13 protein-coding genes and 1 pseudogene are annotated in these 24,725 nt (G+C 67.1%); 2 read left to right on the top strand and 12 right to left on the bottom strand.

Features of this window, described 5'->3' with window-relative positions; genetic code table 11:
- Nucleotides 1–676 precede the first annotated feature (676 nt).
- The gene (locus P9239_RS21200; protein WP_309754532.1) at nucleotides 677–2,974 is read right to left on the bottom strand and encodes a filamentous hemagglutinin N-terminal domain-containing protein; all 2,298 of its coding nucleotides are present in this window, start codon (nucleotides 2,972–2,974) and stop codon (nucleotides 677–679) included.
- Nucleotides 2,975–3,178: 204 nt separating this feature from the next.
- A complete protein-coding gene (locus P9239_RS21205) occupies nucleotides 3,179–3,826 on the bottom strand; it encodes a CHAP domain-containing protein (protein ID WP_309754534.1) in 648 nt (215 codons plus the stop codon).
- A 552-nt stretch (nucleotides 3,827–4,378) separates the two neighbouring features.
- Between P9239_RS21205 and P9239_RS23455 the strand changes: the two are divergent.
- Nucleotides 4,379–5,392: pseudogene (locus tag P9239_RS23455) on the top strand (tetratricopeptide repeat protein); the annotation flags it as partial.
- A 78-nt stretch (nucleotides 5,393–5,470) separates the two neighbouring features.
- A complete protein-coding gene (locus tag P9239_RS21215; protein ID WP_309754537.1) occupies nucleotides 5,471–8,083 on the top strand; it encodes a tetratricopeptide repeat protein in 2,613 nt (870 codons plus the stop codon).
- A 75-nt stretch (nucleotides 8,084–8,158) separates the two neighbouring features.
- Here P9239_RS21215 and P9239_RS21220 read toward each other — a convergent pair whose 3' ends face one another.
- The 10 genes from P9239_RS21220 to bcsB are packed head-to-tail and all read right to left on the bottom strand — an operon-like array spanning nucleotide 8,159 to nucleotide 24,515.
- Nucleotides 8,159–10,279: a phosphocholine-specific phospholipase C gene (locus tag P9239_RS21220; RefSeq protein ID WP_309754539.1), complete on the bottom strand. Its 2,121-nt coding sequence runs from the start codon at nucleotides 10,277–10,279 to the stop codon at nucleotides 8,159–8,161.
- 11 nt (nucleotides 10,280–10,290) lie between these two features.
- Nucleotides 10,291–10,494 carry a hypothetical protein gene (locus tag P9239_RS21225; protein ID WP_309754541.1) on the bottom strand — a complete coding sequence of 68 codons (204 nt, stop codon included), beginning with the start codon at nucleotides 10,492–10,494 and terminating at the stop codon, nucleotides 10,291–10,293.
- Nucleotides 10,491–12,074 carry a cellulose biosynthesis protein BcsG gene (bcsG, locus tag P9239_RS21230; RefSeq protein WP_309754542.1) on the bottom strand — a complete coding sequence of 528 codons (1,584 nt, stop codon included), beginning with the start codon at nucleotides 12,072–12,074 and terminating at the stop codon, nucleotides 10,491–10,493. Before bcsG ends, P9239_RS21225 begins: the two co-directional genes overlap by 4 nt.
- Nucleotides 12,075–12,102: 28 nt before the next feature.
- The gene (gene bcsA, locus P9239_RS21235; RefSeq protein WP_309754544.1) at nucleotides 12,103–14,646 is read right to left on the bottom strand and encodes a UDP-forming cellulose synthase catalytic subunit; all 2,544 of its coding nucleotides are present in this window, start codon (nucleotides 14,644–14,646) and stop codon (nucleotides 12,103–12,105) included.
- Between the two features lie 6 nt (nucleotides 14,647–14,652).
- Nucleotides 14,653–15,414: a cellulose biosynthesis protein BcsQ gene (gene bcsQ, locus P9239_RS21240; protein ID WP_309754546.1), complete on the bottom strand. Its 762-nt coding sequence runs from the start codon at nucleotides 15,412–15,414 to the stop codon at nucleotides 14,653–14,655.
- Nucleotides 15,414–15,602 carry a hypothetical protein gene (locus P9239_RS21245; protein WP_309754547.1) on the bottom strand — a complete coding sequence of 63 codons (189 nt, stop codon included), beginning with the start codon at nucleotides 15,600–15,602 and terminating at the stop codon, nucleotides 15,414–15,416. The genes bcsQ and P9239_RS21245 overlap by 1 nt, the downstream gene beginning before the upstream one ends.
- Nucleotides 15,599–17,398 (bottom strand): BcsE family c-di-GMP-binding protein, encoded by a 1,800-nt coding sequence (locus tag P9239_RS21250; RefSeq protein ID WP_309754549.1) that lies wholly within the window; start codon nucleotides 17,396–17,398, stop codon nucleotides 15,599–15,601. Before P9239_RS21250 ends, P9239_RS21245 begins: the two co-directional genes overlap by 4 nt.
- A gap of 30 nt (nucleotides 17,399–17,428) precedes the next feature.
- Nucleotides 17,429–21,244 (bottom strand): cellulose synthase subunit BcsC-related outer membrane protein, encoded by a 3,816-nt coding sequence (locus P9239_RS21255; RefSeq protein ID WP_309754551.1) that lies wholly within the window; start codon nucleotides 21,242–21,244, stop codon nucleotides 17,429–17,431.
- A complete protein-coding gene (gene bcsZ / locus P9239_RS21260) occupies nucleotides 21,229–22,413 on the bottom strand; it encodes a cellulose synthase complex periplasmic endoglucanase BcsZ (RefSeq protein ID WP_309754553.1) in 1,185 nt (394 codons plus the stop codon). The genes P9239_RS21255 and bcsZ overlap by 16 nt, the downstream gene beginning before the upstream one ends.
- A 2-nt stretch (nucleotides 22,414–22,415) precedes the next feature.
- Nucleotides 22,416–24,515 (bottom strand): cellulose biosynthesis cyclic di-GMP-binding regulatory protein BcsB, encoded by a 2,100-nt coding sequence (gene bcsB / locus P9239_RS21265; protein WP_309754555.1) that lies wholly within the window; start codon nucleotides 24,513–24,515, stop codon nucleotides 22,416–22,418.
- Nucleotides 24,516–24,725 lie beyond the last annotated feature (210 nt).

Raw genomic sequence — 24,725 nt, forward strand, 5'->3', positions numbered from 1 at the left:
CCGGACGCCGCAATGAGAACGCCTACCAGCCAGCGCACTTTATTCGTTATGCCAGTGAATGCGCTGGCGGCAAAGACACCGCTGGCCGAGTCCGTATCATCTCGGTGGAACAGCGTTAGCAGTAGACCGTTGTTCTATGTGCGATCGTCAAATAGTCGCTGCGCGGGCGGCTAGGCTCATCCACCTACGCCATAAGTTTGACTTGAAGCGACGACACCGCGCGGCCAGCCCCGGGGGTCATATGATGGCGAACCGGGCGATCGGCGTTCGACGCTCATCGACCATAGAACGGCCGTCGCAAGTGAGAGCCGCACGACCGCTGTTGGCGGCGTGAGAAGCGATGCAGTCGGCCCTAGCCGAGTGATTCGCGGTCTGCCGGTACCATTCCTGCGTCCGTCATCGATGCGATGCCGCAGGCTCCCCGTCGATGCGGCAACAGCTAAACGCAGTGACATGGTGCTCCAATGCTAAAGGCGCCACTCGCCGGGGCTTCCCCAGTCGGAACGCCCGAGCGCAGCGCCCGCAGTGGGTCAATGGACATTGCGCATCATCCGCCCAATGCGGCCGCTTTCGCCAGTAGTGAAGCCGGGCTCGCTCGAACCGTGCGCAGGCGTGCAAGTCCTCGAAGCTGACGCCCGTCGCAGTGGCGGAACTTCATATCCTCGGCGTGCTTCGGCTACTTGCCCACTTGCCACTGCAGAACAGGATGCGAGACACCTGCAACAAAGGTCCACGTTCCTCCTGGCGCGAAATTCCACGTGGGCCCGAAACTCGATGCCATGCCCATTTGGGCAGTCGTCAGGCCATTCGATGCCGGAATCGGCGTCCCGCTCGCGGCACCCACGGTCTGACCTGTCACTTGACGGTCCCAATAGACGTCCTTGCCAACGGTGCCCGCGTTCGTCGATGCAATACCGCCGACATAGCCCGGAGGCAGGCCGGTGGGCAAACTTATCGCGGCGAAGGATTCCTCAATCCGGCCCCCGTTGTACTCTGTCAGTCCGCCGTCTGTGACACCGCCGCCGCTGCCGGTCGCATACGATTGCCTGATGACGCCCCCGTTGCCCGCCGCAATGCCGCCGACATGAGCATGCGTGCCGCCGCCATAGTCACCGCTTGCCGACGACTGAACAATGAGGCCCGAGTTCGATAGCGCGATACCGCCCATCGAGCCTTGCGCGTACATCGACACGTTGCTCGTTGCTCGAGAGATGGTGCCCGAGTTGTCGCCGACCACCCCACCGATGGCTCCCGCGCCGATTTCTTCGGTGGACATCTCACCTTTGACGCTCACGTTGGCAACCAAGCCGGCGGAAGAGCCCGCCAGCAGCCCGGCGACCGTTCCCCACGGCGAAGAGTACGCGTTAGTCAAGTTCACGTTGCGAACCACCCCTGAAGCACCAATCGTTGAGAAGGTACCCAAGGGAGGCGAGTTCGAGTCCGGAGTGGTGCTGACATCGATGCCGTCTATCGTGTGGCCGAAACCATCGAACTGGCCGGTAAATCCGGTCGTGCTGCCAATACCGATTGGCGTGAACGGACTGTTTGCGGACAAGTCCTTGCCGAGCGCGTAATTGCCGCCGAGGTTTTGCGATATCTTCTCGAGCTCATCGATCGAATTGACAAGCTGATACGCCGTCACTTGCGTCTTCAGTCCGCTGAACGGCGCGGCGGCCCAACTCACGTTCGTGCGTATGGTGCCCGGCGCGAAGCGGCCGTTCGAGTCGTAGAGCACGGCGACGATCCCCGTGCTTTTCGACCAGTCGATCGTGCCCGTGTTCGTCACGCTGCCGTTGTTGTCAATATTCTTCGAATCAGCGCGAAGCAGCAGGTTGCCTGCCCCTGTATTCGATAGCGTGGTCATGGGTCCGAGCAGAATCGAGTGCCCCGCGCTAAGCGAAAGCGATGCGTCGCCGGTCCACCGCAGCGTCGAGAGCATGTTGATGTCGCTGCCGGCGTTAATCGTCACCGACGTGCCGTTAGAAAGGCTTCGGGACAGCGCCGCGGAGTTGTGCGGCCCCGCATTCAGCTTGTCCACGCCGATGTTCCACTCCGATGCCGTCACCGTGCTGTGTTCGAACTCCATTGTCTTACCGGTCGTATCGACCGTGCCGCCGGTGCCGTCGCTGTTGGTGGCGGTGATCCTCTCGTGCTGTTGCACATCGCCTTGCCGAGCGACGAGCCATACGTGGCCATCGCGCGTGGCGGTGCCTGTCGCGCGCATGGCCGCGTGGCGGCCGGCAAGGGCGTAGACGTTGCCATCAGCTGCTTCGAGATGGATCTGTGCAGCCCGGATGATGCCTCCGTTCACAACATCGCCAAGACCGCCCGGCTGTACAAACACTTGCGTGCCGGTCGTCGAGTCCTTCAGCAAGATCTCCTTGCCGGTGACGAGTTCCGCGGTTCCGTGCGGTGCAGCGATGCGGCCTTCGTTTTCTGTATGGAGAAGGGAGATGAGAAAGACATCCCCACCGCTTGAACTAATGCGGCCGAGATTTACCACGGAAGCCTTACTCGCGCCGGACAGAGTGATGGGACCGCCAGCCATGAAGCCGTCGTTACTCGTATCCAGCGCAGAAGCGACGAAGCGACCGCCGGTAGTGACGACGCCTTGCCGTCCAATCACCACGCCCTGCGGATTGATCAGATAGAAGCTCCCGGTGGCGCTCAGATTCCCGTCGATGGTCGAGGCACTCGATCCGGTCACGCGCGATAACGTTGCACCTGAGCCGTTGTTGACCTTCACGTTGTTGCCCGCGCCGATGGAAAAGCTGTTCCAATCGATCACGCCCCGCGGGGTGCTCTGTGTGATCGTGATTTGGTCCGGACACGAGGCAATGCCGCCAGCACCCGCGACGAAGTGGCCGTTTTGCGGAAGGGGGCCTGCCGCGAACGCCACCGATAGTGATGCGCATGTGGAAAGGACTAAGGCAGGCTTACAAAGCCGACCAGGAACACCGAGAAATCCGCACATGCGCCCTCCGCTATTACGTAGTACACCGAATCTATAAGTGCATTGCTCAAGGATAGAACGCGATAGTAAGAATGCAATATGCGCGCAAGCTGGTTCTCGGAACGGGTGTGCGGTTATATGAACGGCGAGCCGTTGTCGCGCAACCTGAAAACTCAACAAGAAGGCGGCGCCGTCGGGTAGCCGGGCGTTGCTTCCTATGGACAACTAGGTCCGGTAATAACGCCGGTAAGTCTTCAGCTTCATTGCGGGACCGTCGATCAGGTAGATGGAGTCTTTAATCTTGTTATTCGGACGGTCTCCGGTAATGCATTCCGTCGCACCGGTAACGTCTTGCTCCTGGTTGCCTCCGCGGACCAGCACTCTCGTCGCTGTGCGATCAAGATAGAAGGCGATGTGCCCGCCGCTGCCAGTTGTATGCTCGAAGACGGCGAGGTCACCCTGACGAGGGTTATCCGTACCCACCGCGTAGTCCTCGTAGCTCCGAGCCCATGCCGGCATCGAAGTGATGCTGTATCCGCAATGTTGCAGGCACCAGGAGACGGTGGCTGCACACCATGACCAGCAGTCGCCCTGGTTCTGGACGTCGAACCCGATCTTGTTGAACATGTCGATGATCAGAGGGTTGGCTGAATGCGTCCAGCGGGTGTTGAATGGCGGGGTGTCCTTGTCCGTAACACTTCGCTGTTCGCCTTCCATCATCAGGTACGTGACGGTTTCCAGCGGATCGTTCGTTGGCGCGTTAGCAAGTAATGAACTCGCAGTGTCCTGATCTGCACGAACGGCTATGCCATTAGCGGCACAACCCGTGAGTCCGAGGGCGGCCAAGCCGAGAAGAAGTTGTCGACGTTCCATGATTCTTGACTCCGCGCGTGCCGCCTTCCTACATCAGTAGGACAAACTAAGCGTGCCATGCAACGGGAAAGGCACCGTGTGTGTGCTGGCACACCAAAGCGTGCGTGTAGCGCTGATGCAAGCCGCGTTAGCATCGATTACTCGTTTTTCACGCGGACGCTTGGTGCCTTCTTTGTCAGGTTCGAGCGCTAAGCTAACGCTTCTTGAGCTTCACGTTCGCGGCTGTCAGAAGCGTTCGCAGCGATATCTCGTCCAACGGAAAGAGCTTGGACTTTGACTACTGCGTACACGGGGCGCAACGATCTTCAAGAGCAGGCGGAATTCCTATGCGGGCGTTAAGACATTTTGTTTAGCCGGCCAGCGAGCGATCCGGACAGTACCGGGTTGTATGGGCGTCAACTTGCTGTTAAAAAACTTCCAGCGCAAGCAGCGAAGCGATCAACGTTTCTCTTCGAACAAAAGCAGCACCCGCGCGAGCGATATTTACCGGAGCCCACCATGCGGTCCTTGTATATCTGCCATCACCGCGGAAACCGGCCCTGGGCGCTCGCGATGTTCCACCATCTGGAGCGGCTCGGCTATGACGTCGTCTTCGACTTTCTCGATGTCGCCGCCGACCGGTACGAAAGCATCGCGCGCACGCACATTCAGGACTGCACGCACTTCGTTGTCCTGCTGACGCCATCGGCGCTCGCCGACCGCACGAAGCCCGGCGACAGGCTGCGCCGCGAGATCGAAACCGCAATCGATGCCCGATGCCACTTCCTGCCGCTCGTGATGGGCGGCTGCCCACTCGACGCGCACACGGGCAAGCTCGGGAAAGTCGCGCAATACGAGCCTCTCGTGATCGACGCGGCCCGCTTCGACGATGCGATGACGGAACTGCACCGCCGATGCCAGCACTACCAGCCTCGCGACGCCTGGCGGAAACCGCCGCCCGCCGACGCCATCGACGCGGCGCGCGAGGCCGCGCTGAACGAACAAGCCGCTGCGCGTTCGGCGCGCCCCGTCGCCGCCGATGCGCTCGCTGCGCAGCAGTGCTTCGAGCGAGGCATGTCGGCGGCGGCCATCGACGAGAAACTGAGCTGCTACGGCGAAGCGGTCCGTCTCGATCCGTTTTATGCGCTCGCCTTTCGGGAACGCGCGCATGTACGCCTGGCGCAAGGCGACATCGATGCGGCGCTGCACGACTATGACGCCGCGTTGCGCAATCATCCCGACGATCTGGCGAGTTGTCTCGGCCGTGGCCGCGCACGTGAAGCGAAAGGCGACCTGGACGGCGCGCTGCTCGACTTTCGCCGCGCGGCGGAGATCGGGCGCGGCTGCGTCGAGGCGCACGTCGCGCTGGGTATCGTGCGCGGGGCGAACGGCGACCTGGATGGCGCCATCGTCGATCTGAGCCGCGCGTTGCGGCTCGCACCGGAAGAAGCCGGCACGTATCGAGAGCGGGGACGCGTGCGCGCGAGGAAGGGCGATGTCGACGGCGCGCTGCGCGATCTCGACCGCGCGATCCGCCTGCAACCCGCCTGCGCGGACGCTCATCGGCTCAGAGGCGAAGTTCGCGCCCGCTGCGGTGAAACACGCGGCGCGCTGCTCGACTACGACCACGCGCTGCGCCTGCAACCGGCCTTCGCCGAAGCGCGGATGGAGCGCGGCTGTCTGCGTCGCCAGTCAGGCGATATCGCGGGCGCGCTCAGGGACTTCGGCGACATCATCCGGTCGACGCCGGGCAGCGCGGACGCGTACGTCGAATCGGGCGTCACCCGTGCGGGCGCAGGCGAACTGGACGGCGCGTTGCGGGACTTCGATCGCGCCGTCGGCATCGACGGTCGTCACGCACGCGCATTGTGCGAACGCGGCATGGTCCGCGCACGTAAAGGCGACGCCGATGGCGCGCTGCACGACTTCTGCTCCGTGCTCGAGTTGCAGCCCGACCACGCGCGGGCCTATTGCGGCCGCGCCAAGGTGCGGTGCGCCAATGGGGACAGCGACGGCGCCCTGAACGATTACGACGCGTGCCTGCGCATCGAGCCGGGCAACATCGATGCGCGTCTGGCGGGCGGCCGCCTGCGGCTGGAACGCGGCGACTCCGATGCCGCCATCGCGGACTTCGATGCGGCGATCGTCGCGCAGCCGGAAAATGCCGACGCGTACATCGGACGAGGCGACGCGCTTAAAGCGAAGGGCGACTGGCAAGCCGCCGTGGGAGACTTGAGCGTTGCGATCCGGCTGCGCCCAGCCGACGCCCGCGCCTTCGGGCGCCGGGGCAACCTGCGGGCGAAACTCGGAGAGATCGAAAGCGCGCTCGACGATCTGGAAAGTGCGATCCGCCTCGCTCCCGACGACGCCGCCGCGCATCACGACCGGGGCGTCGTGCGCGTGCAGAACGGCGATTTCGACGGCGCCCTGTGCGATTTCGACACCGCGATACGCTTGCGGCCGGACGACGCCGTCGCGCACAACAACCGGGCCAACGTGCTTTGCGACAAGGGCGACATCGACGCGGCGTTGCGCGATTACGGCGTTGCCGTGCGGCTCGATCCGGGCTACGCCGTCGCCTGGCTGAACCGTGGCAACGCGCGCCGCGAAAAAGGTGATGTGGGCGGCGCGGTGAGCGACCTCGACGAAGCGATCCGCATCGATCCCGTCTGGGCCGAAGCCTACGGCTTGCGCGCACAGTTGCGGCTTGCGATGAACGACGCGGGTGCCGCGCTGCGCGATCTCGACGAGGCGATCCGCCTGGAACCGGGGCGCGCATCGGCTTATGTGCTGCGGTCCGCCTTGCGCGCCGACAGTGAGGACATGTCGGGCGCGCTCGCGGACCTCGACGAAGCCATCCGCGTCCGGCCGCACTTCGCCAACGCTTACGCCGCGCGGGGCCTGCTGCTCGCGCGAAACGGAGACAGGCGAGGCGCGCTGCGCGACTTCGACGAAGCCGTCCGCCAGGACCCCGACGATGCGGACGCCTTCCACCAGCGGGCGAACTTGCGCAGCGACGACGGCGACATCGACGGCGCTTTCAACGACTACAACCGCGCCATTCAACTGGCGCCGGATACGGTCGGCATTCGTGTGGACCGCGGCGCGGCGCGCGGACGCGCCGGCGACTTTGCCGGCGCCATGGAGGACCTCGACCGGGCAATCGGTCTCGCGCCCGACTGCGTCGAGGCGCACGTCAACCGCGGGATCGTCCGGATGGCGATGAACCGGGTCGACGCTGCGCTCCAAGACTTCGACGCAGCGCTTCGCCTGCAGCCCGGCCTCGCCACCGCGTGCTACAACCGCAGCGTCGCGCGCACGAGAAAAGGCGACGCCGACGGCGCGCTTGCCGACCTTAACGAGGCCATCGCGCTCGCGCCCGCGTTTGCCGCCGCGCGCAACGACCGGGGCGTGATCCGGGCGGCCAGGGGCGACGTGTCCGGCGCGCTACGCGACTTCGACGAGGCGATCCGCTTCGACCCCGCGCAAGTGAACGCGCACGTCAATCGCGGCAATCTCCGCCGCACGAACGGTGACCTCGATGGCGCGCTCGGCGACTTCGACCGGGCGATCGAACTCGCGCCCGATCACGCCGCCGCGTATGCGAGCCGCGGCGTGTCGCGAATCGGAGCCGGCGACCTCGCCGGCGCGCTCTCGGACTACGACGAAGCGATACGCCTCGATCCCGACTACGCCGACGCTTACGCCCGCCGCGCGAAGGCACGCTACCGCAACGGCGACGCTGCCGGCGCGCTGCGCGATCTCGACGAAGCCATTCGCCTTGCACCGGAACACGCCGATGCGCTGAACGATCGCGGCGCCGTGCGCCTCGAACACCGCGATGCGGACGGTGCGCTGCGCGATCTGCATGAGGCAATCCGCCTGCAGCCCGCTCATGCGGATGCCTTCAACAACCGTGGCGTCGTCCGTCGCGCACTGGGCGACGCGGATGGCGCGCTGCGCGATTTCGACGAGGCGATCCGCCTCGCTCCCGGCGATGCGCTCGCGCATGACAATCGGGCGCTGGCCCGTCGCGACCGGGGCGAAATCGGAGGCGCCTTGCGCGATCTCGGCGAAGCGGCCCGTCTGCGCTCGCATCGTGCCGCATCGAAGGCCGGTGCCAGTGGCGCGGGCATCGCGTCGTGGCCCGGACTTCTTGCGCCCGACGCGCGGCCGGAGCGCGCGGGGCTTGATGCGAGAGCCGGTGAACAGCGCATCGCGGTGGAAGACTGCCGCCGCTATCTGCGGCTTCTCGCCTCGATGCATGGCGGACGATGACCTGCCTTGCACGCGAAGTCATCGATGAGAGGCGGGCCGCCATGAGCCGGCCGACTCCGGCATGAACGCCGCGGTTCAGACCGGCCCCGGGTCGCTCGTCGATGGCGCTCCCGTTTCGAGATGCCCCGCGTATCGCCTGACGAAGCCCTCAAAGTCGATCGACGCGACGCTCAGGTCATACCATCCCGCGCGCTTCGATATGTCCCATCTGTCGTCGAACGTCTCGCCCGGAGCCAGGCTTATCTCGCGGGCGGGCGCGGTGTCGTAAGCATTGGCGACGCTCAGCCGGCACGGCGCGCGCCCTGCATTCGAGAGACGCAGCGTGCCGACCGACGCCCTCGGATCGAGCGTCAGGCTGGCTTCGGGAAGCGCATCGCGAGCGGCCGAGCCATGGAATTCGAACAGGCTGCCGTTCGGACCGTAAACGGACAGACCGTAGCGGCCCTCGGTATCGTGCAGCGTCCAGAAGTCGGCGAAATTGTCGCCGGCGGACATGGTGTACCGGCGCGGCGCGGAATCCACGCGCACACGGTCGTAGACGTAGAACGCGACGCCGACCCGGCTCTCGTTGCGGAAGTCGAGCACGAAGCGGCCATCGGAGAGGCGGCCCTTCATCATCAGCGCGTACGGCAGTGGCCGAAGAGGCCGTGTGCCTCGCTCGCAACCCGGCATCGCCTGCTGATGCGGCACCGCGATGGTCGCGCCTTCCGAGCCCATGCGCGCGACGGGTCCGAGTGCGCCTATCGCCGTATCCGGCTCCGCAGTGAAGTCGAAGGCCGATGTCAGGTCACCGCACACCGCCCTGCGCCACGCGCTGATGTTCGGCTCCCGCACGCCGAAGCGCGCCTCCATGAACTGCAGTACCGACGTGTGATCGAACACCTGCGAACACACCCAGCCGCCCTTCGTCCACGGCGATACCACGATCATCGGCACGCGCGGCCCGAGGCCGATGGGCTGCCGCCCGCCGGGATCGGCGTTCGGCACGAGCGGCGTCTTGTGCCACGGATACTCGTCGAGATCGATGATCTCGTCGCCGAGGCTATCGACGAGCTGGCGCGACACCAGCCCGCCGCCGCCCTGCCTGCTCGCGAGCGGGGGCATCGGCGGAACGACGTGATCGAACAGGCCGTCGTTCTCGTCGTAGTTGATGAAGAGCACGGTGCTGCCCCACACCTTCGGGTTGGACGTCAGCGCCTCCAGGACGCGATCGATGTAGTAGGCGCCATCGGCCGGGCAGCCGTTCGGATGCTCGCAATACATCTTCGGCGCGACCACCCAGGAGACCGCAGGCAGGCGGTTGTCGTCGACATCGCGCTGAAACTCGAGGAGCGTGTGCCGCGACGCGCCCTTCAGCACGAGCGACGCCGGCGCGTCATGCGCAACCTGGAAACGCTGAAAGAACTCGAGCGAGTTGTTCGTGTAGTTGTCGGTCGGATCGCCGGGAAGGCCCGTGCCTCCCTGATACACCTTCCATTCGATGCCGGCCGCCTCCAGCCGCTCCGCGTAGGTCGTCCAGCCATAAGGGTCGCTGGCGTCGCGTTCGCTGAAGCCTGGGCCGCTGCGCAGCGGCCCGAGCCGGTTGCGCGCGTCGATCGTGCCCGTGAAGAGCATCAGGCGGTTGGGCGCGGTATCGGCGTGGACCGAGCAGAAGTAGGCATCGCAGAGCGTGAAAGCGTCGGCGAGCGCGTAGTGATAGCGCAGGTCCGCGCGCCGCAGGTAGGCCATCGTCAGCGGGTCCTGCTTCTGGTGGACCCACGCATCGTAACGTCCCTCGTTCCACGCGAGATGACCCGTGCTCCAGCTATGGTCGGTGCCAGGCGTGAACTCGGTCGTCGCCTTCGAATCGAGATGGAATGGCAGCACATACGCGGCATCGACCGGCAAGCCCCGGTGACGGTATTCCTTCGTGAACACCGATGCGCCCGGCTGATACCACACCGGCCGTCCGTTGGCGAGCATGAGCGGCCGCGGATCGCCGAAGCCGCGCACGCCGTGCAGCGTACCGAAGTAGTGATCGAAGGACCGGTTCTCCTGCATGAGGACCACGACATGGCTCACGTCCCTGATCGTGCCGGTGCGGCCGGTCGCGGGCAGCGTGAGCGCTGCGTGGATGGACGGGGCGAGCGGCGCGAGCAGCGCACCCGCGCACGCCGACATCGCGCGTAGAAACTGTCTCCGGGTCGTGGCGGTCATCGCGTTCACCGTCAGGGTATCGGGCGATGCTCCGCCGCCGGGGCCGCGAGGCCCAGCAACCGTGCAAGCGCCGGGCAGCGCCGCCAAGCCGTTTCGTAGGCGCGCGCGGCTTCGTCCTCGTAATAAGTCCGCGGGTCGAGGCCCGGCAGACGTTGCGCGAGGCCGCTCACGTCGTTCACCGGCCAGTCTTCGCCTTGATTCGCGGAATCGGTCATTGTTGGTCCACCCATACGCCATCCGGCGTGCGGACGGAGTATCCGGCCGCCGTGCCGATCGTCACGGTTTGCTCGTTTTCGCCGACCATGCGCGTGCGCGGCAGGTTCGCGGCATAGTCGGGTAGGGTCGCGCCCGGCTGGAACGGGCTGCGCGCGACGAGATTCGAGAGCAGTTGCGCGAGCGCGAGAAAGCTCGAAGGCTGCGTGATGACCGTCGCGGGCGGATGCGCCCCGCCGAACCCGACGAGGCGGATGCCCACCGGACCATGCACGATATGCGGCGTGGGCACTTCGCGCAGCCCCGCGATCTGGTCCTTGTCGCCCGCCAGCGCCGCGCCGTGCTCCGGCACGAAGACGATCGCCGCACGCCGTCCCGAACTCGCGACGAGATCGGCAAAGCGGTCGAAATCGGTCATGAGCTTCTGCACGCGCCGGGGATAAGTCTCCAGGCTCGAACCGGGGATGCCCGGCAGGCGGTTGCCGTCGTGCAGGCTGATCGTGTTGTAGTAGAGCGCGACCGGTCCCTGCACCCGCCCGCGCTGCGCTAACCAGCCGGCGAGCGTGCCGTAGTCCTCGCGAATCGGAGAATCGTCGAACGAGCGCATCTGGACCGGCGCGGCGCCGTTCGGCTGGAAAGGCACGTTAGCCGCGCCGACATTGCGCGCCACGGTCGACGCGAAGTCGCCGAAGTGGCCGTCGTGATTCAGCAGCACTTGCGGCGTGTAGCCGGCGCGGGCGAGCGCGCTCAGCAGATAGCAGTCGGCGTCGGCCGCTTCGTAGAGCTTCTGGTGAGGCTCCTGTCCGCACGCCGCGCGCAGCACGCGCACGGCCGCCGGGCCGCTGTAGCTCGCCGCGGTGCTGAAGTTCGTGAAGACGTAATCGAAGTGGCTCAACATCGGATGATCGCGCGACTTGGCGACATCCAGATCGTTCCACGACAGCGAGCAAATATGCAGCAGGATGATGTCGAACTGCGCGTTGGCATCGCTCGTGAGATGCGCGAAGCTCACGCGGCGTTTCGCCTCGTCCGTGCGGAACGCGGCGAGCTCTGCATCGTGGCCGGACGCGCCCGTCTGACCCGGCGCGTTGCCCGCGCGCACCGCCAGCGACAGCGCCGCAGGCGAGGTGCCCGCAGGCGAAACCGCATTGCCCGGCAACTGGATCGCACGGCCGAGTTCATAGACCGGCGCTGTGATGAGCGCGGCGATCACGAGCGTCGACACGCGCAGCCAGCGATTCACCACGAGATATCCGACGACCGCGCAGATACCCGTCAGCAGGAGCGCCGGCGGCAAGACGCGCTGCGCGAGCTCGTACCAATAGCCGGCACTGAAATGCAGCATCGCGCTGAACTCGCTGACGAGCCGCGAGAAAGGCGGCACTTTCGCTTCGGTGTACATGAGCGGCAGCGCAATCGCGAGCGCCACGAGCAAGCGCGCAAGACGCGCAAGGTACGCGCGCCAGAAGGACGTCGCGCCGAGCGCGAGCGCGAACGCGAGATTGGCAAGCCATAGCGGGCTGAGATGGCCGGTCGCCCACAGGTACAGCTTGAGGATGAAGTAGAGGTTCCAGAAAGTCATCGCTTCTTCCTCCGCACATCGGTCCGGCTCACGACCGGGCCCTGGCTGCTTCGACCCAGGCCCGCGCCGCGCGTGCCGCGTCGCGTCCGAGCCGGCCATAGCCGCGCACGCCGACCTGCACGACATCGCGCAGTCCGCGCAACGGCTTGTCGGCGAGTTCGGCGTCATGCCATTTGATCCACGCATCCGCGCGGCCGAGCGTCAACTGCACGAGCCGCCGCTCCGCTTCGAGATCGAGACCTTCGAGCTTCACGCCGAGCTCCCGGCCTGTCTGCCAGACGGAGCGCACCCGGAAGCTGAACTCCTGATCGAGACGCCGCACGCAGACCGACATCGGCTCGCCGGGCGCGAAGCGCTGTCCATCGGGCAGCGTGAGGCCGAAGCCGCCCAGCGAGCAGTCGCGGGTCGTGCAGGCGATCGAATGGCCGTCGGCGAGCATCAGCATGGCGGGCAGGCGCATCGGGATGCGCTGGGTGGCGCGCGTTTGCCTCGCCTCGCGCGCCACGCATAGCGCGCCGCCAAGCAGCACGAGGTTATACGTCGTCCACAGCATGTTCATCAGGACGGTCGGCGCTTCGTAGGCATCGCCCGCAACGAGCGAATAGCAGCCGACCGCGAGGCCCAGCGCGTTCAGCGTGACGAGCAGAATGTAGGGTCGTGAGACGGCCCAGTCGAAATAGCCCTGATCGATGCGTCCACCCTTGTCGGTGACGTTGAACTTGCCGTGTTTCGGGCTGAGCACGGCGATGGTCGTCGGCAGCGCGACATACCATGCGAGCACCGATTCGTAGACCTCGGCCCAGAACGAATGCCGGAAGCTGCCCTGCAGCCGCGAGTTCGCGACGTTCGCCAGCGCGATATAAGGCATCACATACGCGACGATCGCGAGCGCGGGTGCGTGGATGAAATGCATGTGGAAGAAGAGATAGGCCATCGGCATCGTCAGGAAGATCAGACGTGGGATGCCGTAGAAAAAATGCAGCATCGCATTGCCGTAGCAGAGCCGTTGGAACGCGGTGAGGCCGCGCCCGAGAAACGGATTGTCGATGCGGAAAATCTGCGCCATGCCGCGCGCCCATCGCACCCGCTGGCGGATGTGGCTCGCGAGGCTCTCGGTGGCGAGACCCGCTGCCTGCACCGTCGGCAGATACGCGGTCGTGTAGCCGCGCCGATGCAGCTTGAGCGCCGTATGTGCGTCCTCCGTCACGGTCTCGACCGCCACGCCACCCACTTCCACGAGCGCGCTGCGCCGGATGACCGCGCACGATCCGCAGAAGAACGACGCGTTCCACAGATCGTTGCCCGCCTGCACGAGTCCATAGAACAGATAGCCTTCATTCGGGACGCGGTGGAACGTCGAGAGGTTGCGCTCGAACGGGTCCGGCGAGAAAAAATGATGCGGCGTCTGCACCATCGCGCATTTCGGTTCGCGCAGGAAAGTGCCCATCGTCGTCTGCAGGAACGAGCGCGCAGGGACATGGTCGCAATCGAAGATGGCGATGTATTCCCCGTGCGTGCGCTCGAGCGCGCGGTTGATGTTGCCCGCCTTCGCGTGGCGATTGTCTTCGCGCACGAGATATTCGATGCCCGCCTGCTCGGCGAACGCGCGAAATTCGGGACGCCGGCCGTCGTCGAGCAGATAGACGCGCAGCTTGTCCGCCGGCCAGTCGATGCCCTGCGCGGCGAGCACGGTCGGGCGCACGACCGAAAGCGGTTCGTTGTACGTCGGAATGTAGACATCGACGGTCGGCCATGCCGCCGGATTCACGGGCATCGGCACGATCGCGCGCTCGAGCGGCCAGGCCGTCTGCACGAAGCCGAATAGCTGAATCAGCCAGGTGTACGCTTCCGCGCCGAAAAGCGCATAGCCGACGAGGGTGTCGCCCGGCGAACGGAAGTCGAGCGTCGTGGTTGCGCGCCAGTAGGCGTAGCGCGCGGTCATCAGCAGCGCCATGGACGACAGCAGCAACAGCGGCACGCGGCCAGGCATGCGCCGGATGACGAGCGATGCGGCGAGCGACGTGGCGCCGAACTGCAACTGCGCAGTCGTCGACAGCGACGCGGTGCTCGCGAGCACGAAGAGCGCGCCGCCCAGCAGCATGACGACCGGCAGCATCGGCCACCAGCGCCCCACGACGCCGCTCGCGCTCTCGAGCCCGGCGGCGAGCGGCACCCACGGCAGCCGGGCGATGGCGGCATCGAGCCGGCGCTGCTGGCGGCGCGCGAACGCGGTGGTGCGGCGCAGAGCGACCGCGGTTCCGACGACGATCGCGCGCAGCGAGGCGGCCGCCCCGCCCGGGGGAGCCGGCCTGACGAACGCGCGCCACAGCCACAGACGCAGCGGCGCGCGCGCGGCAAGCTGCCAGTCACCCGCGAGCAGCGCAACAAAGCGGGCGATCAGCAGCTGCGGCACGTCTTTACGGCCAGCGCGCGGCGCATGGAACAGCAGCCGCACGAACCAGTCGATGCGCGTGCGCGTATCGGCGACGCCCAGACGCGGCGCGAGCCAGTCGGCGAGGCGCGAGCGTGCCGGCGTGCGTGCGGGTTTGCCGAAGTCGCGGTTCGAGGCCATGTCGTCTCAGTCCGTCCGGCCGCGCCCGGACAGCCAGCCATCGAGCCAGCGGGCGAGACCATGCAAATCGTGGGAAATCTGAGCGTCGGGCGCGGTGTCGAACACCCATCCGCCGCGGGCGAACGCGTCCGGCAGCGCCGCATCGCGATGCAGCCGCTGAGGCAGGATCGCGCCGTCGCCGACGCGCGCCCGCAGCAAGGCCAGCACATCGCGATGCGTCTCATGCGTTGGATGTAACTGATTGACGACGATCTGAAACGCCCTGCCCGGCCGCCGCAGCTGATCGACGGCCGCGCCCAGCGACACGCATCCCGCCGGCTCGGGCGTCGTCACGCAGAGCACCAGGTCGGCGGCACGCAATGCCTGTTCGGCCTGCTGCGACGGGTAGCGCGCCGTATCGATCAGGACGGCGGCGCCGGGCCGCCGCTCGATATCGGCGAGCGCGCCCGCGAGCCAGTCCGGCAGCGCGGCGAACGCGGATTCGCTCGCGCCGATCTGGTCCGCGTCGAGCGCGCCGTATGGCACGAACATCACGCCGTCCTCGTTGCGGAACGACTCGGCGTGCCAGTCGCTCGAATCGAGCAGCGCGTGGACGAGCCCGCGCGGCGCGAGTGTCTCCAGCCCGAGATACGCGCCGAGAATGTTCTGCGCATCCAGTTCGATTGCGAAGACCTGACGGGACCGGCGCGCGAGCAGCACCGCGAGCGCGCTGCAGACCGTCGTCCGCCCCGCGCCGCCCGATGTCGAGACGACTGCGATCACGGTCATCACGCGGTCCCGTCCGGCGGCCCGCTTTCGCCGCCGTCCGCGCCTACGAGCCGCGTGTCCCTGACGACGCGTTCGAGCCGCAGTCGCGGCTGCGGCGCGTTCTGCATTCGCTTGCGATGCCCGATCAGACAAAGCGGTATCGCCATGGCGACACCCGCGCCGACGCATGCGGCGAGCATTCCGATCATGCGCCCACCTCGCGCCGGATCGGCAGTGCGCATCGCTGCGCGTGAGGGCGCGTTGCCGGGCCGTCTTCCGTTCGCCCCTTCACCGCGACGGGCGCCCGGTGCAGCGCGCGGGCCGGCGCGTTCTCGACCGGCGTCAGGCGCGGGAGGGACGCGGGCGCTACCGGCAGCACATCGCTGTAGTCGGGCGCCTGCGTGTGCCGGGCGTGCTCGCGCATCACGTCGAGCCGATGCACGATCCCGCTTCCCACATACAGCTTGCGGTCGGAGAAGAGTTCCGCGCCGGGCGCATCGAGCAACGGGCCGAGTCGATCGTGCGCCTCGGGCGGCTCGCACGCGAAGAGAAACACATAGACGTGCGTGGCATCGACGGTCGCAATCCGCCCCGGCTGCCGCGAGAGCGTGGCGCACAGGGCGTCGAGATGCGAGACGTCGTCACGCACGGTCAACTCCACCAGCACATGCGGCAGCGCCAGCATGTGCCCGCGTTGCAGTACCGCGGCGACACGATCGCAGAAGCCCGCGAGCGGCGCATAGCCAGATAGCGCGTCAGGCTGCGCGGCGGCGAGCGCGGCGGCGGGATCATCGACGATCGGGCCTGTGTGCAGATGCCCCTGCAGCGAGCGCAGCGCCAGCGACAACCGGGAGAACGGCAGATCGCGGGGAAGCACCGCGTCCGCACCGACCCGAAGCAGCAGCAACTCGTGATGAAGGCCGATGCCGTGCCCCCGCAGTGCGACCGCGATTTTCAGCGCGCCGCCGCGCCGCTTGCGCAGCGAGTGGATCATCGCGCACAGGTCCGCAAGCGGCGTGTCCGGGTCCAGCGCGAAGACGATGGACGCGGCGTGAGCGTCACGGCATGCCGCGAACACCGCTGCATTGTCCGCGTAGGGTTCCCAGTCGGCGGGCAGCCAGGCTTCTGCGCCGACGAGCGAACGCGTGACGACCACGCGCTCTGCGTCGGCTGCGGAAAGTCTCGCCGGGATGCGGCCGTGGGACGGCGGCTCCAGTTCCGCGACGAGCGCGCCCGACGCGTTTAGCCGCAAGGCGCACGTCTCGTTGGCGGCGAGCGTCTGCCCGGTCCGCCAGAAGTCGACGTGCCAGCGCAATTCGCCCGCAAGCTCGCCCATGCGCGCGACGCCGGCAAAGCGCATGTGCAGCGTGCCGGATGTCTCGAACGGATTGGCCGGCGACATCGGCGGCCGGGCGAGATCCGTCTCTACCGGCTCGGCGCGGAAGATGAGCAGCAGCGAGACGCGGCGCTTCGCGCACCAGCGCGCGAGGAAATCGCCTTCCCGGCTCAGAGCGGCCGGGTCGTCCCATGTGAACCAGCGCTCCGCGCCCTCGATGATCGACAGGGAACGCGAGCGCAAGCCGCGCCGCACGAGCGCGCGCAGCGCGACGCGCAGCGGCACACCGCTCTCCTCGTCAGGCAGCGCCAGCACGTTGAGGTAACGCGGCCAGCCGGGCGCGCGTTCGTCGGCGGACAATCCGCGCGCGCGCAACTGCGCCGCGACTTCATCGCGCGGCAGCGCGCGCACAACCGTGACGTGCTCGCTACCGCCCTCGCGCGCCGTGTCCCAGATCAGCGCATCGCAGGCGCGCGTGCCGGGCGTCGTATAGAGGCCGTGTACCGCCCCGGGGGCGAACGCCGCCCATTTCTCCGGCAGCCCGTCGATGGCGAGACGTGGCGCATGGCGCCCGCGCGGCGCACGTCGCACCGAGGCGCGCAAACCGGCCAGCCATCGCGCCGGGCCCCTGGTCGTTCCGCCGAAACTGGCGAAGGTCGCGTCGTTCATGCTCCTCTCCCTGGTTCTTTGAAGTTTTCTTCAGTAGCTCGAATAGAGGCGAACCGGGCGCGTCTGCAGACTCGTATCGCCTTTGCGGCCGTCGAAGTCGTAGCGCACGTAGATCATGGCCGCGCTCGGCATGTAGTCGTGCGAATGTTCGATCGACAGCCGCACGCCCGCGACGAGCTTCGGATTGAACCGGTATTCCAGCACGCCGCGAAACGCATACGAGAAGCCGCCGCCCGACCCGCCCTTGAACACGTTGTTGGCGCCCTCCTGCACGTTCGCCGACGCAGGCAGCCCGATCGGGAAGTACGCAGAGTCGCGTTCGTAGGTCCACGACATGCCCGCGACTGCCTCGACGTCCCACGTAAAAGCGTCGCGGCGTCCGGTCCATTCGACCGGCACGCCGAGCGCCAGATAACGCTGCGGGCTGTAGTAGCCGCCCTGTCCGTAGGTGTAAAAGCGCAGGTTGTTCGTGTAATGCCAGATGTTGCCGACAAGACCGGTCGACACGCGCATGTCCGGGCGCTCGTAGACCGGCACGTCGAAGCCCACGCGGGCCGTCACTTCCTGATTGGTCTTGACGTTGTGCCCCGTCAGCACGGCCCCGCCGATGCTCGCGAACAGATTGATCTTTCCGATGTCGACTGAGCCGCGCACATCGAGACCGTCGCGGCGCACGCCGCCCCACACGGCCCCTGTGACCGGATCGCGCGTGCCCGCGTAGGAAAGCTCGCTGCCCGTTTCGGGACGGCGCGACGCGCTGACGGTGAGGCTCGCCCTGTCGGTCTCGAAGCGGTACCGAAGGCCGGCGACAACATACTGGACAGGAAACCCGAGCGGCGTCGTGCCGAGGTCGAAGCGCCAGGCATCGGACTGATAACCCGCACCGATTGCGACGCCGAACGCGCGCTGATGCACCGACGCGGCGAGCGGCGTGCCGTCCGTACGCGCCGCGAAAGTGCCGAAGGTGTTGCGGGTATAACTGTCGACGTCCGGGTTTTGCAGCGTGCCGGCATCCAGCTGCACCGTATCGACATGCGCGAAGAGATGCCCCGCATAACCGAGCGGCATCTGGCCGTACACGGGAACCTGCTGCGCGCGATACCGGGAAATGCCGTCATCGCCCGACTTGTAGGCGAACAGGAAACCCGCTTCCACGTCCGGTTCGCGGCGCGCTTCGAGCTGGTCCAGCGCGCGCTGCGCGGGCGACGTGCCGCGGTTGGCCGCGAGGCCCGACGCCGTTTCCTGCGCGATCGCCGTCTTGTAGAGCGAAGCCGCTTCTTCGAACTCATAGGAGCGCTGCGCGAGACGGCCCGCCTGCACCGTCACGTCAGGCCGTTCGGGATACTCCTCGCGCAAGCCCGCCGCGACTGCGCGCGCTTCGTCGGTCTCTTGCAGCGACGCGAGCCGCCGCACGGCGCCGAGCCGCGTGTCGACATCGTCCGGCTGCGCTTGCGAGAGCACGCGGCGCGTCATCGTCAGCGCCTCGGTGCGTTCGCCGCTGTCTTCCAGCACGCGAGCGAGCGCGAGCTGCGCGTCCGCATCGTCCGGAGCCTTTGCGAGCACGGGCTCGAGCTGCGCGCGCGCCGCCGCCAGGTTGCCCTGCCTGCGCTCGACTTCAGCGAGTTCCAGCGTGTAACGGCGGTCTGTCCGTCCTGCCGGACTCACGGACGCGAGAACCTTGCGGGCGCGCTCGTAATCCGCGTTGTCGAGCGCTTCGTCGGTTTGCCGCAGTGCGAGCCGCAGCGCCTGATCCTCCAGGCGCGCGAGCTGGCGCTTGTTCAGCCCGCCGCGCTCCCGCAGCGCATACAGCCACGCCTGCAGTTCGCGGTCGCGGTGAGCACTGCCGAGCAAATCGCCGTAGCGCAAACGGATATCCGCGCCGGCTGCATCGGCATGGGCGTCGATCCAGTCGCGCAGCAACACGACGCCCGTATCGGGCTCTCCCTGCTCGATGTACGCCGCGCCGACCGATGCGAGCAGATACGGGTCGGCTCCGGCCTTGTCGCGGGCCTCCGCGAGCGCGGCGGCGGCGCGCTCGCGCTCGCCGTGCGACGCCGCCTCACGCGACGTTTCGAGCGCCTCGTGGACATCGAGCTTGCGCACCAGTTCGCGCATACCGTCGGTGCGCTCGCTCTCCGGCAATGGCTCGATGAGCGCCCTTGCGGTGCGGACGTCGTCGAGCGAGTTGTCGTAAAGCGCGGCGGCGTAGCGCATGGAAGGCGCCTGGCTCGCCGCGAGCCCATCTTCCATCACGCGGCGGCCGAGGTCGGGCGAGCCGAGATCGCGATAGAGCCGCGCGAGCGCGAAGCGCGTCCAGGCCGCGTCGGGGTCGAGCCTGATCGCGGCTTCGTATTGATCGGCGGCCGGACCTTCCCGGCCATCGGCGTGAAAGCGCTCGGCCTGCTTCACGAGCATTTCGGCGCGCATCTGCGCGAGCGCGTGCTTGTCTTTCGCGGACGGGACGCGGCGTTGCAGCGAGTCGAAGAGCGCGTCCAGTTCGGCGGCGCGGCCGGTGCGCTCGTACACCGTGCGCAGCGGCGCGACCGCATCGAGGTTCGGCTTGCGAGCGGCCAGCAGACCGCGCAAGAGAGGCTCCGCGTCGCTCCATCGCTGTTGCGCAACGAGCGCGTTGGCCAGCAACAGGCGCGCATCTTCGTTCTTCGGCTGGATGCGCAGGGCGGCGCGGGCTGCGCGCTCCGCGTCGGCGGCCCGGCCGTTGGCCAGCGCCTCGCGGCTTTTGGCAAGCGCGCCCCACAGTTCGGTCGTGCGGGCGAGCCCGATCCACTTGCTGCGATTGTCCGGCGCGTGTTCCGCCGCGCGGATGAACAGCGCGTGGGCCGCGTCCTGATCGCCGGTGCGCAAGCGCAGCAGTCCGAGGCCGCCGACCGCGTCCGGATCGTCCGGACGCGCCGCCGCCGCGCGCGCCAGCAGCGGCTCCGCGCGGGCGAGATCGCCCTGGGCGAGTGCGGCGAGTCCATGCTGGCGCGCGATGTAGGCGGGATCGTGCTCGAGGCGCTGCTGGGCATCGACGGCCGTTTCGAGTCCGGCAAGGCGCTCTCGCATCTGATCGTCGTCGGGGACCATTTCGACATACGCGCGCAGCGAAGGAAGGAACGCGGGGTCGTCCGATCCCGCCTTCAGCACGCGTCGCCACACGTCGAGCGATACGTCGCGGTTCACGTCGTCGCGTCCGACGAGACCATGCGCGATCCGCTCGGCCTCCGGCCGCGTCGCCCGCTCGTTCAGAAGCACCGAAAGCACGAGCGCCGCGTCGACGTCGTTCGGATCGGCCGCCAATGCGCGGCGCAGCGCGGCGATCGCCTGCGGCCTGCCGGCGTCCGTCGCGCCGAGGATCTTGTTGTACTCCGCGCCGAGCGGGCCATCCGGCGCGCCGTTAGGAAAGAACGCCTTCAGGCGGCGCACGGCTTCGTCCGCGCGGCCACTGCGTGCAAGCAGGCGGATGCCGGCCATTTCCTGCCGGCCCGTGGTCGCAACGCGATATTCCTCCTGAATGCAGCGCGTCTCACGGGCATCCGGCGAGCGCTTCTGCAGGCCATCGAGAATGGCCTTGGCAGACTCCGGCTGGCCGAGCCGCAACAAGATGCGGATCTCTTCGGCGAGCAGCATCGGATCTTCCGGCGCGATCAGCAGCGCCTTTTGCAGCTGCGACAGCGCCAGATCATCGCGATGCTTCGCCGCCCACATCCGCGACATGTCGTAGAAGCGCCCGGCATCCTCGGGCAACGCGGCAGGCGGCGATGCGCCCGCCGCCCGGCCCGCGCCCGGCGCGAGCAGCAAGGCAGCGACCGCACCGCCGAAGGCGCCCTGTTTCACCGCGGCGTGCATGTCGCGCTCCATGCGGGACGCAAGGCGCCATCGGCGGCAAAGCGATAGCGGCCTTCATACCACCCGATGCCGAATAGCGACAGGACGCTCGTGTAGTAACCGGGCGGGCGTTGCGCGTTGAGGCGCTCGACGCGTGCGGCCTGTCCCGACGCGAGCGCGCCCTGCCCGAGCGAAACGAGAAAAGGCACCGCCGCCGCCGAGAATCCCGCGTTGCCGTCGTTGGACGCCGCCGTGCCCGAGGCGGCGTCGACGGTTTCAGGCGGCGCGCCGCGTGCCGCGATGAGATCGGCGAACGGCACGAAATGGCGGCGCAGTTCGTCGCCATGCGGGTCGTCCGGATCGAGCATACCCGCCCACAGATAGACGCGAATCGCGTTATATGAGCCGGTGGTGTTATCGGTCGAGCCAGGGTCGCGGTCGAACGCGCGGCCCGCCGTGTACGTCGCCCAGTCGGGGGCGAGCCCGCGTGGCGCCGAGTCCCGGAGCATGACGGCACTGCCGTCGACGAGCTGCTGCCAGCGCCGCTCCGTCGCAAAGCGCGTGGCGAGCGATCTCAACACCTGCAGCGGCGCGTAGCTCGGATTGACGATCCATGCGTCTTCGGCAGGATGGAAGCCCGTCGTTCCCGGCATCAGAAACCGGCCGACGCCCGCGACAGGAAATGTCTCGTCCTGGAGCACGCGCGCGGCGAGGCGCGCACCGCGCAGCGTGTACGTGCGCTCGCCCCAGAGCGCGCCCGCCTCCAGCAGCGCATAGGCGATCCACAGATCCGCGTCCGACGCGGAGTTGGAATCCAGCACCTTCCAGGAACCGTCGCTCGCGTGTCCCCATAGCCACGCGGGTAGACGCGCGGTCAGATCGCCGTCCGCGAGATTGTTTTCGGTCCAGTGCATGATCGCGTCGAATGCGTAGCGGTCGTTGGCGACAAGCGCGAAAAACAGCGCATACGACTGCCCTTCGGAGACGGTGCGGCGATCCTCTTCGCTCGTGTCGATCACGCGGCCGTCATCGGACAGAAAGTCGCGCCTGAACTGCTCCCACGCAGGCCACGAACCGCAGCCTTCTGCCGCCCGCACGTGCGGTGCGGAGAGAAGCGCAGCAAGCCCGAGCCACAGCGCGGCGGCGCCCCAGACGAGCCGAAGACGCAGGGCGGATGCGAAGCCATTCATCGCTAGAAGCCCTGTCGACGCTGCGCGAGGCGCTGGAGGAAGTTGAAGGCACCGACGGCGAGCAGCAGCCCGGCAAACACGCCGAGCACGCCGAGGAGCACCGGATGCCGCGACGCCAGGCCCAGCACGCGGTCACGCCACGGTATCTGCCCGACCGCATAGCGTTCGCCGATGCGCGCGCTCTCTACGACGTCGCCCTGAACCAAGGCGACGTCGTCGCGGATCAGCCCGACGCGCTCGGGATCGTCGAATGCGTCGAGCAGTTGGCGGGCACGGGTCGCGTCGCTCGCCACCAGCGCGACGACGGAGCGTCCGCTGGCCACCGGCGACTGGAACCCGTACACCGCCGCAAGCGCGGCATCCGAGTTGAGCCGCAGCGCGCCGCTGCCCGCCTGCGGCGCGTCGGCCTTCGCAAAGCCGACGCGTTTGACGTCTGCTGACCGGGCATCGACGGCGAGCGGGATGGAACCGCTCCAGGTCCTGACGAGCGGCGCCGCGGGCGAGCCGCCGATCAACAGTACGTCCTTGTCCGCAAGACGCGCGCTCTCCGATGGCCGCGCGACCTCGACGCGCAACGCCGGATAGCCGGTCCATCTGCCGATGCGGCCGAGCATCGTAAGCATGGTTTCGAGTTCGTAGGGCGCGGGACGTGCGGGCACGACCACCACTGTCTGCGACAGGTCGGCCATGCGCGTGAACGGAAAGCCGCTGTTAGCGAAGTATGCGAGGTTGGGCATGGAGGCGTAGTGGACAAAGCGGCTGAAGTCGATCGTCGAATCCGGCTCGATCGACGCGCGGGCGGGATTGCCCGCGGCCCCCGCACACACGGTGCTCCTTTCGGAGTCGAGGTTGAAGCGGAAGTCGAGCTGGTTCGAGCCGACCAGTTGATACGCGGGGACTTCGAGCTCGGCCGTCGAGCTGCGCGCGCCCGGTGAATTCGCGCCGCCGGCTTCGCCATTCGGCGTGAGGCGATACGACTTGATCAGTTGCCTGTTCATCTCGATGGACAGCGCCGAGTTGTTCTTCACGCTCGGCGAGGTATAGCGGTAGTGCACGTCGAGCGGCGCGCCGACATCGTTCCACGACGTGAGGTCAACGGGGACGTGCAATTCCAGGCTGATCGTCTCGGGCGTACCGCCGAGCGATTGCAATTGCTCGGGACGCTTGACGACCTCCGCGAAGCGCACGGGCCGGTCGACCGGCGTCAAACGTGGTGCATCGTAGGGCTTGCGCTCCGGCTCGGGATCTCGCCGGCCGACGTTCGCCATCGGCCCCGATAAGCCGGGCTGACGCAACACGAGCGCATAGGCGGCGCTGTCGACATCCTGCGCATTCGCACCAGTGACGATCAGCAGCTTGCGGCCAGGAGCAACGGGGTTGTCGCTGATCACGAGCGCGGGGCCGCTCACGCCGACCGGACGGACAGCCGGCGGCAACTCGTCCAAGGGGGCGACGAGCACGGCATTCTGATCTTTCGGCAGATCCGGCGCGACGGAGAAGCGCGCCTGGCGGTAATCCGCGAGTGATCCGAACGACGATGCAATTACCGCGGCCGTGCGCAGCGTGGCATCGCTCGCATTCAGCGGCAAAACGAAAGTGAGACGCAGCGGGTTGACGTCGTGCTCATCGAAGAATGGCGCCGGCAACAGGGCGAGTTCGTTCGGCAGCGCAATGGGCGCTTCATCGAGGACGATCTCGCTGCTCGAACTCACGTCGGCCCAAAGGCCCGTGTTGCCGGGATCCTCGCAATGATCCATCGAGTAATGCGCAATCAGCTTGAGTTGCAGCGCGCTGTAGTCCGTCATCAGGCGCGGATCGATGTCGATGTCCTGTGTGACCGTGCGGCCCGCCGCTTCGGCAGTAAAGCGCAATGTCGCCACGACCTGATCGTTGACGGACACTTTGAGATGCGACATGGAAAACAGCAGTGCGGGAGAATACGAATATACGAGATGCAGTCGCGCCGCCTTGACGAGGCGATCTCGTCGTACGCCGACATTGACTGTGCGAATGTCTTCGAGTCCGCGCAGGCTGAGCGTTCGATACGCCCCGAGCGCCGAGAACGGAATGTGAACCTTGCCATCGCCCGGGGAGTCTGCCATTCCGGGCGACGCCTGCGCAGGAACTGCCGCCGCGAGCGCGCCCTGTGGCAGAAGCGCCGCCGACAATGCGCAGAGCATCAAGCCAGCGATTGCGCGTTGCAGCGCCTTTTCGACGAGCGACCAGCCCGCGCAGCAGCAAAATGCGTCGCGACCGCGCGCGCCCGCCTTGCAGGCGCCCCACCGCATCATTCCTACGATCGTTAGCATCGC

It is taken from the genome of Caballeronia sp. LZ062, assembly GCF_031450785.1.
In the GTDB taxonomy this organism is placed as follows: Bacteria; Pseudomonadota; Gammaproteobacteria; order Burkholderiales; family Burkholderiaceae; genus Caballeronia.

Coding starts and splice junctions, on each gene's coding strand:
- P9239_RS21205 (WP_309754534.1), bottom strand. CDS start 3,826: ATGGAACGTCGACAACTTCTTCTCGGCTTGGCCGCCCTCGGACTCACG.
- P9239_RS21200 (WP_309754532.1), bottom strand. CDS start 2,974: ATGTGCGGATTTCTCGGTGTTCCTGGTCGGCTTTGTAAGCCTGCCTTA.
- bcsZ (WP_309754553.1), bottom strand. CDS start 22,413: ATGAATGGCTTCGCATCCGCCCTGCGTCTTCGGCTCGTCTGGGGCGCC.
- bcsQ (WP_309754546.1), bottom strand. CDS start 15,414: ATGACCGTGATCGCAGTCGTCTCGACATCGGGCGGCGCGGGGCGGACG.
- P9239_RS21255 (WP_309754551.1), bottom strand. CDS start 21,244: ATGCACGCCGCGGTGAAACAGGGCGCCTTCGGCGGTGCGGTCGCTGCC.
- bcsG (WP_309754542.1), bottom strand. CDS start 12,074: ATGACTTTCTGGAACCTCTACTTCATCCTCAAGCTGTACCTGTGGGCG.
- P9239_RS21250 (WP_309754549.1), bottom strand. CDS start 17,398: ATGAACGACGCGACCTTCGCCAGTTTCGGCGGAACGACCAGGGGCCCG.
- P9239_RS21220 (WP_309754539.1), bottom strand. CDS start 10,279: ATGACCGCCACGACCCGGAGACAGTTTCTACGCGCGATGTCGGCGTGC.
- P9239_RS21225 (WP_309754541.1), bottom strand. CDS start 10,494: ATGACCGATTCCGCGAATCAAGGCGAAGACTGGCCGGTGAACGACGTG.
- bcsA (WP_309754544.1), bottom strand. CDS start 14,646: ATGGCCTCGAACCGCGACTTCGGCAAACCCGCACGCACGCCGGCACGC.
- bcsB (WP_309754555.1), bottom strand. CDS start 24,515: ATGGCAGACTCCCCGGGCGATGGCAAGGTTCACATTCCGTTCTCGGCG.
- P9239_RS21215 (WP_309754537.1), top strand. CDS start 5,471: ATGGAGCGCGGCTGTCTGCGTCGCCAGTCAGGCGATATCGCGGGCGCG.
- P9239_RS21245 (WP_309754547.1), bottom strand. CDS start 15,602: ATGATCGGAATGCTCGCCGCATGCGTCGGCGCGGGTGTCGCCATGGCG.